The following is a 12,683-nucleotide window of genomic DNA, read 5'->3' as shown; positions in this document are numbered from 1 at the left end:
CCCAAAAACCACCGCAGAGGGTGTGATGCCTAATCTGCGGTGGTTTTTGCTTTAAAAAGTAGTTAAACCCAAGGTGGTCTGCAACCGGAACAGAATGTATTTGAACCAAGTCACTTCGCCCTGATAAGCCTCAAGAGGTAGAGTATACTCATGGTCCTCGTTATTCCACAGTCGATTGAAGTAGGCTTCCATCTCGGCATAAAGAGGCTGATCTTGTTTTACAGATACCCACAGATTATTCTCCAGGTTGTAATCATCCAGATTGCGTGTCGTGAAATTGGTGGAGCCACCAAGAATGATGGAATTTCCAGTCTGTTTGGCAATGAAGAGCAACTTTGGATGATATTGCTCTTTGGTCGTATTGTACCAGCGAATAGAGATCTTTCCGTTCGTGCGCTTGTTCAAGTTCATAGCAACTGGACGGTTAGGAATGCCGATTTTATCACGGCCGAAGGCGTTCTGATTGGGGTCCAGTATCAATTTTACCGTAGCCCCTCGTTCCGCAGCCTCTACCAATTCATCGAGAATGGCATCATCGGCAAGGTAAAACATACCCATCCAAATGGTGTCACCCTTCTGTGCAGATTGGAGGGCTTGCCGTGCATATTTATATACCTTTCCTTCCGTTAAATAGCGGACCTCCATAGATTCTTTAGAGTGCTGATCCTTCTCCTTGGTGAAGTCTGGCTCATAAGTGAGTAGTGGCCCTGCAGCCGAAAGATTGGCCGCGGCTTGTTCCGTCTGGAGAATATCAGCAATAATTGGGCCTTGTACTTCCAGAGCGATATTGGAATGATAGGCGCTGGCATCATGGATATTTCCTGAGGAGACCAGAGCGGTATTCTCACTAATAACCACCTTACGGTGGTTAGCCTTCACATTAAGTAGCTTCAAATAAGAACGTGCGGTAATATCCGGTCCTCCGCTGGCCATAAGATTGGGAATCCGGCCTTCGCCCGACTGTCCGAACCATTGAATAAAGGTACGCCAGACAGCGGAATAAGCAGGCGTAGAATCGCGTAGAGCATTTACATCGGTCAAAATCACTTTAATCCCCGCAGCCTTCAATTCTTCCAGAAGATGGTTGGGTGCAGAGTTGTAATTGGTATTAACCTCATCCGTAATGAAGACGATCTCCATCTCGGGATAAGTTGTTTTTTGTAAGATAAGCTTGTCCGTCAACATTCGGCTGACTGGAGGAAAGGACTGATCCTTATGGGTATAATCATTGAAAAGAAAGAGGTCAATTACTAAAAACTCTTTGGAATCCTCGATAATTTGTAGAATCCTCGGAAGAATCTGACTCTCTTGAGTGCCCGTGGCGGTACCGTCCGAATAGGTTAAGTCGTGCCAGAAGGATACATGATTCGTTTTGTATATAGGGCTTTCATAGGAAATGCCGCTGGGTAGAGATTTGTGTGTCTGATAAATCATTACGCAGGTTAACCAGAGGATTAGAATGACGAAAGCCCATAACACCCGTGTACGGCGGCGTGTACCGGAACGTTTCTTCGTAGTTAAACCGGGAGTGTAGTTTATTTCTTTAGGTTTATGGGGGTAAATGGGTTGCTGACGATTTGAATTCATGGAAGTTCCTCCTGAAATTATTGCAGAGCACTTCCTAGTGATTGTTATGCTCCGGTGTATTACCAACCTATTAACACCTAGTGGAGCGAAATGAAGCAGCATCCGTATCATTAACGTTTAATGACATAACACATAGGCTTATGTATAATGAGTGTGAAAGATTTGTATAATGTTTAGGGTTTCGAATTTGGGCAGTTGCAATAAGGAAAGAGAGTGAGTTCTATCATGTATTCCATCAAACAGGTTGTTGAAATGCTGGATATTCCTTCTGTGACACTCAGAGCTTGGGAGAATCGGTATCAGGCGGTTACACCTGAACGAACCGAATCCGGGTACAGGCTGTATAGCCATGAGAATGTCGAGGATCTGCGCTGGCTGAAGGAACAGACCGAGCAGCAAGGGGTAAGCATATCGCATGCTGTTCGAATGCTGAAGGCTCGTAAAGAAAAACAACTGGATGATACTCTTTCAGTCGCAAGCGGAAACACTCAGGATGCTTTTGAGAAGATGAAAGAACAAATATACAATGCCCTACATGACTTTCAGGGCGAGCGAGCTAATGCCTTAATTGACTTTGGGTTGTCTCTTTATGGTTATGAAGTAATGTTCCATCAGGTACTTGTGCCTATCTTGATACAAGTAGGCGATGCCTGGGAAGCTGGCATAGCAACGGTAGCGCAAGAACATTACACTACTCATATGATCTCCAACCGGTTCTATCAAATATTCCACGTATTCCCCGTTTACTCCCATTTGCCGAAGGTGCTGGCTTTCTGCCCTGCTGGAGAGCATCATCAAGTCGGGCTGTTGTTATTCGCCTTGTTTTTGCGCAAGAATGGAATGGAGGTCATCTACTTAGGAGCTAATACGCCTGAGGAAGGGATCATCTCGATGCTGGAACAACAAAGTCGTGTAGGTTTGATTTGTCTGTCGATTACGGATAAAGAATTGATTTCCTTTAGTGAGGAGCTTATTGAGCGGCTAAGAATAGTATGTCCAGGGGCTAAATTCCTGGTAGGTGGCAAGGCCTATGAAAGAGACCCTTCTTTATCTAAAGCGGATTATGTGATGACCGAACCTGCTGAACACTGGCAAGCGTGGTTTGATCATGTGTTTACAAGTATGAGGAGCAAGTAATCATTCTGATCAAGAAAATAGAAATGTAAATAGGAGTCTGTAATATCACTTTCGGGTGATATGGCAGGCTCTTTTTTTATTGAAAAAGGAGGGATCCTACAGAGTTATTTACATAGCTGTATAAACACTGTATGATATTTGTATAGTGTTTGTATGATTTTTGTATAATGTTTGATTGACATATAAAGCAGTAAAGGAGGGATCGTATGAGCAAAAGAAACAGAGCTAGAGTTGCAGTGGTTGGAGGGGGTCCGGGAGGGCTTGCTGCGGCTATGCTCCTGGCTGCTGACGGCTATGATGTCACAGTTTATGAGAAGCAGGAGGTTGTTGGAGGTCGTTCAGGTGAACTTCGTCTGGGTGATTACCGATTTGATCGTGGAGCTACATTTTTAATGATGCCGCATTTGCTGGAAGAGTTATTTGCCTCCGCTGGTCGATCCCTGAAAGAGTATGTGGACATGAAAGAGCTTGACCCCCTATATTCGCTTCATTTTGGAGATACCGTATTTACGCCTTCTACGGATCAAGAGCGGACCGCTGAAGAGATAGAGAAGCTGTTCCCCGGAAACGGTAGTGGATATAAACGATTCATGGCTGAGGAACAGGATAAATTGGACCGGGTAATTCCGCTGCTGCAGCGGCCATTTCAATCTGTAGGGGACTATGTCAAAAAGGATGTCCTACACGCGCTGCCTAAGCTGCATGCAACCGACACTGTATATAATAGACTTTCGAAATATTTTGATGATGAGCGTCTGAGGTTTGCTTTTGCATTTCAGGCTAAGTATTTGGGGATGTCGCCTTGGGAATGCCCGGGTACCTTTACCATTCTTTCCTTTATGGAGCACCGATATGGACTGTATCATCCCATTGGTGGAATTAACCGTGTGCTAACGGCGATGGCAAAGATTATTTCCGAGTACAGCGGAATCGTACATACTTCTTGCGGAGTAAAGCGAGTCTTGGTACAGAACGGGCAGGCGTGTGGTTTATTGCTGGAGAATGGAGAGAAGGTGGAGGCCGATTATGTGGTGCTGGGTGCTGATTTTGGTTCGGCTATGACACAGTTATTCGAGCCTGGCATTCTTAAACGTTATTCACCGGATAAAATATCCCGCAAGCGGTACTCTTGTTCTACCGCCATGCTGTATTTGGGAGTCGACGGAGCCGTTGATTTAGCTCATCACTCCGTTCATTTCGCTGACGATTATCGGCTTAATGTTGAAGAGATTACTCGCCTTGGCAAGTTGTCTGCAGATGCTTCGATCTACGTTCATAATCCCTCCGTTCTAGATCCTACGTTGGCACCAGCCGGGAAATCATCCCTTTATGTACTTATGCCGGTACCTAACCTGATGGCTGATATCGATTGGGAGCAGAAGGGGGAATTGGTGAAGCAAGATATGATGGATCGGCTTCAGCGCATTCCAGGTTTAGAAAATTTGCCTCAGCGAATAGAGGAGAGTCTGTTCTTCTCACCACTAGATTGGCGGAACAAGCAGAATGTATATAACGGGGCAACTTTTAATTTGGCTCATAATCTCGGGCAGATGATGTATATGCGACCTCATAACACCTTTGAAGAGGTGAAGGGAATATGGCTGGTTGGCGGAGGGACTCATCCCGGAAGTGGTCTTCCAACGATATTTGAATCGGCGAAAATTAGTGTGGCGCTGCTGAAGGAGCAAGACCGTGCAGTTAGATCTAAGGTGGTATCCACAGGATTCGCCGGAACGGGAGCTTCATTATGAGCCGGGTTGCTATTGTGGGCAGCGGTATAGGTGGTCTTACAGCAGCACTTCTGCTAAGCCAGCGTGGGCAGGAGGTTACGGTGTATGAACGTGCACCTCGGGTTGGTGGACGTGTGGCTTTTGAAGAGAATGGCCGTTACCGGATCGATCAAGGACCAACAATTGTACTACTTCCGGAGATGCTGCTGAGCATTCTGGAAGAGGGTGGCCTGCCACCGGAGAGTCTGGAGTTGCTACGGTGCGATCCACTCTACCGTGTTCATTTTAAGAATGGGCGTACCTTGACCAAAGTGAACGGAATAGAGGCGCAGGCGGCTGAGATCGAGAGGTGTTTTCCCGGTGAAGGGCAAGGATTCATTAGATTCATGGAAGAGATGTCGGGCCTGTATCCCTTAGGGAAAGCTTCTTTTCTGGAACGAGGCTTCAAGACTCGCAGGGAATTCTTCAGCCTGAACAATTTGAGGCTAATGGTTCGTTTACACGCCTATAAGAATCTAAGGGCTGCAGTTGGGCAGTATTTTCGCAGTGATGAGTTGAAGGATGCCTTCTCGCTTCAGAGTCTATACATTGGTGGAGCACCTTTCCGCACCCCCGGTCTTTATACAATGCTTCCTTATGCAGAGCATGCCTTTGGAGTCTGGATGCTGAAGGGAGGATATGGGGAGCTGCCTCGAATCATTGCACGAGAGCTAGAAAGACGCGGAGTCTGTATGCACACAGGTACGGAAGTAGAGTCACTGCTTGTGGATGGTGGCAGATGCCACGGAGTAGTTGTTCATGGACAAGAGATAGCTTACGATGCTGTGCTCTATAACGGTGATTTTCCACACTTGTCCGATCTTTTACCTGAAGTTAAAGGGAGACAGTACAGTAAAGATTTCATGCCTTCTTCAGGCTGTCTGCTCATCTATGTAGGAGTCTCCAAGCAATGGGAGGAGTCGCTGACACACCAGTTTTTTCTTCCTGATTCCTTGAATAAGAGCTTGCGTGATTTATTTGATCGCAACAGCATCCCTGATAAACCTTCCTATTATGTGTTCAATCCGGTGATGCTTGATGATACGGCGGCTCCTGAAGGAGAAAGTGTTCTTTATTTTCTCGTCCCAGTACCTGCCGGTGAAGAGATAGATTGGAATATGTCTGCTGAGCCCTTGGCTTCACAGGTCCTGGCAGATGCCGAAGAGCGCGGTTTTCCTGGGCTTGGTGCTCATACAGTCTGGCGAAAAGTTCGTACACCGGCTGATGCTGCCAAGGAAGGTTTATTCGGCGGTGGAAGCTTTGGGATCGCACCCGTGCTATCCCAATCCGGTGTATTTCGACCTCAGTCTAAGCCCTACAATATTGAAGGTTTATATGCTGCTGGTGCATCTGTGCATCCTGGCGGCGGCGTTCCTATTGTTATGCAGGGCGCAAAATTGGCAGTTCATGAACTGATGAAGGAGATGAACAATACATGAATGAACAAGTATTACAGAAATGTGAAGAAATGATCAGAAAGGGTTCTTCTTCGTTTTACAGGGCATTTGATGGCTTGCCTAGTCCGCGACGGGAGGCGGTGCATGTAATCTATGCCTTTTGCCGCCTAATAGACGACAGTGTAGATGAGCCGGAAAAATCACCGTATACGATTCATGAGCTCCGAAATCATTTCCGAAACTTAGAGCAAGCAGAGGGACATTTTATCTGGCCTGCATTACGCTGGCTGCTGCACCATTTTCCTCATTTGGATAAACAGCCTTTTCTGTTACAAATGGAAGGTCAGGTAAGAGATCTCTCCTTCACTCATTACGAGACGCTGGAAGAGCTTCTATCTTATTGTTATCTAGTAGCAGGTACTGTAGGAGAGATGCTGCTACCTGTATTGAGAGACGACGGAGGCGATGAAGCACAGGAAGCGGGGATCGCACTTGGTATGGGTATGCAGATCGTAAATATTATCCGTGATGTGGGGGAGGATCTAGAGCGCGGAAGGAGGTATATCCCTTTGGAAATCATGGAAAAAAACGGGTACAGTCAGCGAGAGCTGGAACACGGAGTAGTTAATGAGTGTTTTGTAGCTGTATTACAAGATCTTAGAAGAGAGGCATTACTGTGGTTTGAGAAGGGTCTGAATAATGTGGATACTTATCCCCCGGAGAGTGGGATGGCAGTAGAATTGGCCGCCGCCTTTTACGCAGGTATTCTCGATGATGTAGCCGCAGGCAATTACGACGTTTTCCGCAGGCGTGCCTATGTCAGTGATGAGGCTAAGCTTCGGATGTTCCATCGTACCGCTATGCGTTATGCACCAAGTTTAGGAGGCAAGGGCAGAACGGCGGTGTACTAAATGATCCGAATAGTATTCTGGGTATGGTACTGTATTGGAGCGCTGTTGTTAATATGGGTTGGCATTCCTGAAAGTTTACAATTTTCGAATGGTTTATTTCTTCTTTTTTATGCTGCCTATGCTGCAGATCTAATTTACAAGGGATCGAAGCAGCAATTAATGTCTGACCAGTCAGTCATTAAACAATGCAAGCCTGTTATTTGGGTGTCGGCTATTTTTATCTGGACCTTAGGCATGTCCGTTGAGTGGATTGGTGTTCATTCCGGTAAGTTGTTTGGTACTTATAATTACTCTGATATTTTAGGTCCGCTACTGTATGGGGTGCCTATTACTTTAGGTTTTGCTTGGATTGCTGTAATATACAATGCTGCTTTGATTAGTTACGATTTCGGACTAAGGGGACCACGATTATGGCTGGCAAAAGCACTTCAGATTGGGTTTTGGACTGTACTGCTGGATCTCGTATTGGACCCTGTTGCTCATGCTAGAGGCTTTTGGCATTGGGGTAGCAGTGGAGGATTCTATGGTGTGCCTTGGAGCAATTTCGCCGGATGGTTCATCGTAGGGATGATCTTATCCTTAACGCTACGTAATGTTAAGAGCACTAGTTTGTCTGCTCGTAGCGGGACCCGGTTATATCAAGCGATATTAATCTTATTTGGAACCATTGGTCTGCGTGAAGGCTTGCTGCTCTGTGGAATTATTGCTGTGCTAGGGGCGTTACTTGCTGAAGGGAGCTTGCGTTATGTTGGAAGCCGTCAAACACAAAGGCTTTGATAAGCTGTTCTATCATTACAATCGGCTTTATTTGATTCAAAGACATTTCCGTTATGTTGGGGTCGCTGGACAATTGCAGCCAAAATCTGCGGGAGATAGACCCATTCTATATATTATGAATCATAGTTCTTGGTGGGATGGATTACTGGCTTACCATGCAGCGAGAACCATGACTAGTAGAGAGCACTTTTTCATGATGGAGGAAGAGCAGCTGCGGAAGTACGCTTTCTTCCGCAGGCTCGGCGCCTATTCTATTAATCGGCATAACACCGGGGATATCAGTGCCTCGCTCCGTTATACGGCAAGGTTACTACATAAACGGGGAAATATATGGATATATCCCGAAGGGGAAATTCGGCCGCTGGAGCACCGTCCATTAAAGTTGCAGGCAGGGGTAGGACTAGTACTTCGATTATGTCCAGAAGCACTTGTTGTACCTGTCACTCTTTATCATGGCTTGTTCCGGCATTCCAAACCGGAGGCGACGCTGTTGGCGGGCAATGCTATATCCCATCCATGGCGTGATATGGATCGCAACAATATCATAAAGGAGCTGCAGGCTGTGCTTAGAGAGCAATTGGATCATCATCGTCTGATGATGGTTAATAACGGGGGTTATATTCCGGGAGGGTTTACTCCACTCATGAAGCAGGGCAAATCTATTAATGAATGGTTTGATGCTGCCCGACTATGGGGGAGAAGATGACTCTTTTTCTGCAGATCATTAGTGCATGCCTTCTCCTTCAATATTTATTTGCACTGTGGAATACAGCCCAGCTACCGAAGCTTGGGATATCGAATTCGGAACATGCCACTAAGGTTAGTGGAAGTTCTTCTACAGAAGAATGTAATCGACGTGTGTCTGTACTGATACCGGCTCGTGACGAGGCTGACAATATTGGGGATTGTCTTGCTTGCGTGTTGGCCTGTACAACTACAGGGTGGGATTTGGAGGTTATTGTTCTGGATGACCGGTCTGGTGACGAAACAAGCAGGATTGCCAGAGCTACAGGAGATGAGCGTGTTAAGGTTGTGAACGGAAGAGAATTGCCAGATGGCTGGTTAGGCAAGTCATATGCCTGCAATCAGCTAGTGGAGGGAGCCTCTGGAGAATGGTTGCTTTTTCTTGATGCAGATATTCGGCTGAAGCCTGAAGCGTTGGAGAACGCTCTTGCCATGGCTGAAGCACAAAAAGAGGGTCTCATCACAGGATTTGCTTATCAGCATACTGGGACTTGGCTGGAAAAGATTGTGGTACCTTTAATGACCTTTACGATCATTTGTCATTTGCCGATTCCTCTTGTTCGTACTTCCCGTGATCCACGATTCGTAGCAGCACATGGAGGATTTATGCTGGTTCACAGGAATAGTTATATACGCTGTGGTGGTCATGCGGCGATTCGAACGGATCTTGTAGATGATATGTCCTTAGCCCGTGCGGTCAAGAAGGCTGGTGACCAAGTAACACTTGCCGATATTACGGAATATGCGGAAATGAGAATGTATCATAATGCCATCGAGGTATGGAATGGTTACCGCAAAAATATTTATGCTGGATTAGGTCGCCGCCCAGTTATTCTACTGGGAATGTTAAGTTTGTATACTTTGTTATACGTGTTTCCTGTAGCGGCGTTTTTTTTCTTCAGTGCGACAGGTCAGGCTATTGAGGCTGCATGGGCTTTGTCGTCTAGTCTGTTAGGCATTGCTATTAAGCGGGTTAGTGATGCCTCTGCCAGACAATCTGTATGGTTATGCTTGCTGATTTCTGCGAGTATTGTCTGTTTGTCAGCCATTGCGATTAGTTCTTGGTGGGGCAGTCGTCCTGGTCAAGGCTATGAGTGGAAAGGAAGGCGTTACCTATGAAATCAAAGGCAGTAATCATCGGTGCAGGTTTCGGTGGACTGTCCTGTGCTGTAGCCTTAGCCTCGAAAGGCTGGGAGGTGACGGTGCTGGAACGCCAACAGAATCCTGGTGGCAAGCTGCAACGGATCGAAATCGATGGCTATACCTTTGACAGAGGCCCGAGCACGATAACAATGCCTCATGTATTTCGCTCACTCTATGAGCTTGCTGGTGCTTCTATGGAGGATTATGTCCAGATGTATGAGCTGGAGCCACGCACACGTAATATTTTTGCGGATGGAACTGTAGTAGATTTCTCTCGCGACCAAGCGTTTATGAAGGATCAGATAGCCAAATACAGTTCAAGTGATGCACTCCGGTATGACGATTTTATGGCTGAAGCTGCTATACTCTATCAACTCAGTGAGAAGCAGTTCTTAAATAAATTGCTGTTGTCCTGGCGAGATAAGCTGTCTCTTCCTCTACTACGGGATCTGCTGCGAGTCAGGCCCTTTTTAAGTTTGCATTCACTCCTAATGAGATACTTTAGCCATCCTCACACCTTAGCCATGTTAGGGCGCTACGCGACCTACGTCGGATCTTCCCCGTTCCGTTCACCAGCTATTTTCGCCATGCTTGGATATGTGGAAAGTGTAGAAGGAGTTTATGGTGTGCGGGGCGGAACTTACAAGCTGGTCGAAGGTCTTTCGGAACTGGCACAAGGCTTAGGGGTTCGTATCATGACAGGTGTTGAAGTTACAAATATTTCCGTGGTAGAAGGAGTAGTCGAAGGTGTGGATACAACACGAGGCTTCTACAAGGCGAAGACGGTTATTGCAGGAGGAGATGTGCTCACTGTTAACCGTATGCTTGTGCAGGAGAATAGCCGTCCTTCTATGAGTGATCGCAAAATCGCTGCTTATGAGCCCTCTTTATCAGGGTTTGTAACACTCGCAGGTGTTCCTCGTAAATATAATGCTCTATTACATCACACAGTGTTTTTCCCAGAGCAATATGAGTTAGAGTTTAGAGATATTTTTGAACGCAAATGTCCTCCCGAGCATCCGACCGTTTATGTGTGCCACTCTGGATACTCTGAGTCAGGTATGGCCCCTGAAGGAAGCAGTAATCTGTTTATTTTGGCTAATGCACCTTATATAAATGAGGTCTGTGATTGGCGGACAGAGACTGCTTCCTATGGTAAAAGAGTACTATCGGTGCTTGCGAGCCATGGAATTACAGGTTTACATCAGAGCGATGTGCTCCAACATTATACACCTCAAAATATCGCAGATGACACACTGGCTCACAAGGGCGCGATCTATGGGATTTCCTCTAACTCAGTAGGGCAGACCTTCTTCAGGCCGGGCAACCGTTCAAGCGATGTTAAAGGGCTCTGGTATGTAGGTGGAACTACACACCCCGGCGGTGGCACACCGATCGTCTCGTTATCGGGAAGGTTAGTCGGTGAGCATATTGCTCGTCATGTGTAGAAGCTGATTTGTAGAATAATAGAGATGTGAATTGTAATCGCGAACCTCATATTGTAAATTCATCTGTAGGGATATGTTATAATAAATCGAGTTTGGAAATAGGAGGAACGCAGCATGAATCATACGCCAGAAGAGGCCGTGCCATATGATGCGACTAGGCAGTCTGGCGCAGATCATGGCAAGGACCTACCGGCTGCAGAGGCTTCTGACAAAAGATCTTTATTGCCTACATCGAAGACAGGCGAACGCAAAATTGAACATGTACGCCTTTGCCTAAATGAGGAAGTAGGTGGCGTCGGTGTGACTACAGGGTTTGAACATTACAGATTTCAGCATAATGCTCTGCCAGAGCTGAATTTCGACGATATATCATTGCAGACTACGTTTTTGGATCGTAAGCTGCGTACACCGCTGCTCATCAGCTCGATGACAGGTGGCAGTGCAGCTACAGGAGCGATTAATGCTCGGTTAGCCGCAGCTGCGCAGCGTCGTGGTTGGGCGCTGGGTGTAGGTTCGGTTCGGGCGGCAGTGGAGCGTTCTGAGCTTACGGCAACCTTTTATGTGCGGGATCAAGCGCCTGATATTCCGGTTATCGCCAATATTGGTGCTGTACAGCTGTCCTATGGTTTTGGGATTGAGGAATGTCGCCGGGCTGTGGATATCGCAGGCGCTGATTTTCTTGTACTGCATCTGAATGGCCTGCAAGAGGTTTTTCAACCGGAAGGGAACACTGGTTTTGCCTCTTTGCTATCGCAGATAGAGAAGGTATGCCGGGCACTTGAAGTCCCTGTAGGTGTGAAAGAAGTAGGCTGGGGCATTGATGGAGATGCAGCTGCACGTCTTTATAATGCAGGAGCGGCTTTTATTGATGTTGCGGGTGCAGGCGGGACATCCTGGAGTCAGGTGGAGAAGTTCCGCAGTGTAGATCCTATACGGCGGGCAGCGGCGGAGGCTTTCGCGGATTGGGGCACTCCAACAGCTGATTGTATCACAGAGGTGCGTGCAGTTTCTCCGCAGGGCGCTTTGATTGGCAGCGGCGGACTGAAACATGGCGTGGATGCAGCGAAAGCATTGGCACTTGGAGCTGATCTGGCAGGCTTTGGCCGCAATCTGTTAGGGCCGGCTGTCGATTCTGAAGAGGCGCTGGATGCTGCATTAGCACAGGTAGAACTGGAGCTAAAAATAGCAATGTTTGGTATTGGTGCTCCAGATTTAGCAACTTTACGTGGAACTTCCCGTTTAATACGTAAATAGGATGGTAAATATTGAAGCGAGGAAGTGAGTAAGATTATGATTAAACTGATCCATATGGATGAGTCGGCCTTTCAATTTTTCTTAGGTCAAGCTACCCGGGATTATGCGGAAGATAAGATCAGCGCCGGTGCTTGGGATCCAGAGATCGCGATGAAGCTGTCTGAGGAAGCCATAACACGCTCTTTGCCAAAAGGGCTGCACACAGATGGTGCTTATCTATATTCCATAGTAGAAATAAGCAGTGATGAACAGGTCGGTTATATCTGGTTTAACGTAAGTGAAGGCCGTGGTGGCCGCGAGGCTTTCATTTATGATTTTTATGTTTTTGAACCGTTCCAGAGTAAGGGTTATGGCAAGCAGGCTATGATCGCACTCGATGAAGAAGCCCGGGAGATGAATGTTACCAAAATCGGGTTGCACGTCTTCGGCCAGAACAATCGCGCATTTGAGCTGTACAAAAAAATGGGGTATATCGTAACTGACATCACGATGTCTAAAGATCTATAGTCCATAAGT

General features: G+C 46.7%; 11 protein-coding genes. 10 read left to right on the top strand and 1 reads right to left on the bottom strand.

The window, feature by feature from the left end; translation table 11 throughout:
• Nucleotides 1-51: 51 nt before the first annotated feature.
• Entirely contained in the window at nucleotides 52-1,587 is a 1,536-nt protein-coding gene (locus MKZ09_RS32225; protein WP_111505827.1) for a phospholipase D family protein, read from the bottom strand.
• A gap of 225 nt (nucleotides 1,588-1,812) precedes the next feature.
• On the opposite strand from MKZ09_RS32225, the gene MKZ09_RS32220 reads away from it, so the two are divergent.
• From MKZ09_RS32220 to MKZ09_RS32175, 10 genes are all read left to right on the top strand, one after another.
• Complete coding sequence (locus tag MKZ09_RS32220) at nucleotides 1,813-2,724, top strand: MerR family transcriptional regulator (RefSeq protein ID WP_076137907.1); 912 nt, start codon at nucleotides 1,813-1,815, stop codon at nucleotides 2,722-2,724.
• 206 nt (nucleotides 2,725-2,930) lie between these two features.
• Nucleotides 2,931-4,475 carry a phytoene desaturase family protein gene (locus MKZ09_RS32215; RefSeq protein WP_076201931.1) on the top strand — a complete coding sequence of 515 codons (1,545 nt, stop codon included), beginning with the start codon at nucleotides 2,931-2,933 and terminating at the stop codon, nucleotides 4,473-4,475.
• Nucleotides 4,472-5,932 (top strand): phytoene desaturase family protein, encoded by a 1,461-nt coding sequence (locus MKZ09_RS32210; RefSeq protein ID WP_076137900.1) that lies wholly within the window; start codon nucleotides 4,472-4,474, stop codon nucleotides 5,930-5,932. The genes MKZ09_RS32215 and MKZ09_RS32210 overlap by 4 nt, the downstream gene beginning before the upstream one ends.
• Nucleotides 5,929-6,801, top strand: coding sequence for a phytoene/squalene synthase family protein (locus tag MKZ09_RS32205; RefSeq protein WP_076137899.1), 873 nt, complete (start codon nucleotides 5,929-5,931; stop codon nucleotides 6,799-6,801). The genes MKZ09_RS32210 and MKZ09_RS32205 overlap by 4 nt, the downstream gene beginning before the upstream one ends.
• Nucleotides 6,802-7,578 carry a carotenoid biosynthesis protein gene (locus MKZ09_RS32200; RefSeq protein WP_076137897.1) on the top strand — a complete coding sequence of 259 codons (777 nt, stop codon included), beginning with the start codon at nucleotides 6,802-6,804 and terminating at the stop codon, nucleotides 7,576-7,578.
• The gene (locus tag MKZ09_RS32195) at nucleotides 7,547-8,284 is read left to right on the top strand and encodes a lysophospholipid acyltransferase family protein (protein ID WP_076201928.1); all 738 of its coding nucleotides are present in this window, start codon (nucleotides 7,547-7,549) and stop codon (nucleotides 8,282-8,284) included. The genes MKZ09_RS32200 and MKZ09_RS32195 overlap by 32 nt, the downstream gene beginning before the upstream one ends.
• Complete coding sequence (locus MKZ09_RS32190) at nucleotides 8,281-9,441, top strand: glycosyltransferase (protein ID WP_076137891.1); 1,161 nt, start codon at nucleotides 8,281-8,283, stop codon at nucleotides 9,439-9,441. Before MKZ09_RS32195 ends, MKZ09_RS32190 begins: the two co-directional genes overlap by 4 nt.
• Nucleotides 9,438-10,913, top strand: coding sequence for a phytoene desaturase family protein (locus MKZ09_RS32185; RefSeq protein ID WP_076137890.1), 1,476 nt, complete (start codon nucleotides 9,438-9,440; stop codon nucleotides 10,911-10,913). The genes MKZ09_RS32190 and MKZ09_RS32185 overlap by 4 nt, the downstream gene beginning before the upstream one ends.
• Nucleotides 10,914-11,027: 114 nt before the next feature.
• Complete coding sequence (gene fni, locus MKZ09_RS32180) at nucleotides 11,028-12,167, top strand: type 2 isopentenyl-diphosphate Delta-isomerase (RefSeq protein WP_081383175.1); 1,140 nt, start codon at nucleotides 11,028-11,030, stop codon at nucleotides 12,165-12,167.
• Nucleotides 12,168-12,203: 36 nt separating this feature from the next.
• Nucleotides 12,204-12,674, top strand: coding sequence for a GNAT family N-acetyltransferase (locus MKZ09_RS32175; protein WP_232061473.1), 471 nt, complete (start codon nucleotides 12,204-12,206; stop codon nucleotides 12,672-12,674).
• Nucleotides 12,675-12,683 lie beyond the last annotated feature (9 nt).

The sequence above is a fragment of the Paenibacillus sp. FSL R5-0908 genome (assembly GCF_038006245.1).
GTDB classification, from domain to species: domain Bacteria; phylum Bacillota; class Bacilli; order Paenibacillales; family Paenibacillaceae; genus Paenibacillus_AQ; species Paenibacillus_AQ odorifer.
The sequence above is the reverse complement of the archived record's forward strand: the minus strand, read 5'-3'. Positions and strand labels throughout refer to the sequence as shown.

What these genes read in the sequence shown, in the direction of transcription:
- MKZ09_RS32225 (WP_111505827.1), bottom strand. Translation starts at nt 1,587, where the DNA reads ATGAATTCAAATCGTCAGCAACCCATTTACCCCCATAAACCTAAAGAA.
- MKZ09_RS32220 (WP_076137907.1), top strand. Translation starts at nt 1,813, where the DNA reads ATGTATTCCATCAAACAGGTTGTTGAAATGCTGGATATTCCTTCTGTG.
- MKZ09_RS32215 (WP_076201931.1), top strand. Translation starts at nt 2,931, where the DNA reads ATGAGCAAAAGAAACAGAGCTAGAGTTGCAGTGGTTGGAGGGGGTCCG.
- MKZ09_RS32210 (WP_076137900.1), top strand. Translation starts at nt 4,472, where the DNA reads ATGAGCCGGGTTGCTATTGTGGGCAGCGGTATAGGTGGTCTTACAGCA.
- MKZ09_RS32205 (WP_076137899.1), top strand. Translation starts at nt 5,929, where the DNA reads ATGAATGAACAAGTATTACAGAAATGTGAAGAAATGATCAGAAAGGGT.
- MKZ09_RS32200 (WP_076137897.1), top strand. Translation starts at nt 6,802, where the DNA reads ATGATCCGAATAGTATTCTGGGTATGGTACTGTATTGGAGCGCTGTTG.
- MKZ09_RS32195 (WP_076201928.1), top strand. Translation starts at nt 7,547, where the DNA reads ATGTTGGAAGCCGTCAAACACAAAGGCTTTGATAAGCTGTTCTATCAT.
- MKZ09_RS32190 (WP_076137891.1), top strand. Translation starts at nt 8,281, where the DNA reads ATGACTCTTTTTCTGCAGATCATTAGTGCATGCCTTCTCCTTCAATAT.
- MKZ09_RS32185 (WP_076137890.1), top strand. Translation starts at nt 9,438, where the DNA reads ATGAAATCAAAGGCAGTAATCATCGGTGCAGGTTTCGGTGGACTGTCC.
- fni (WP_081383175.1), top strand. Translation starts at nt 11,028, where the DNA reads ATGAATCATACGCCAGAAGAGGCCGTGCCATATGATGCGACTAGGCAG.
- MKZ09_RS32175 (WP_232061473.1), top strand. Translation starts at nt 12,204, where the DNA reads ATGATTAAACTGATCCATATGGATGAGTCGGCCTTTCAATTTTTCTTA.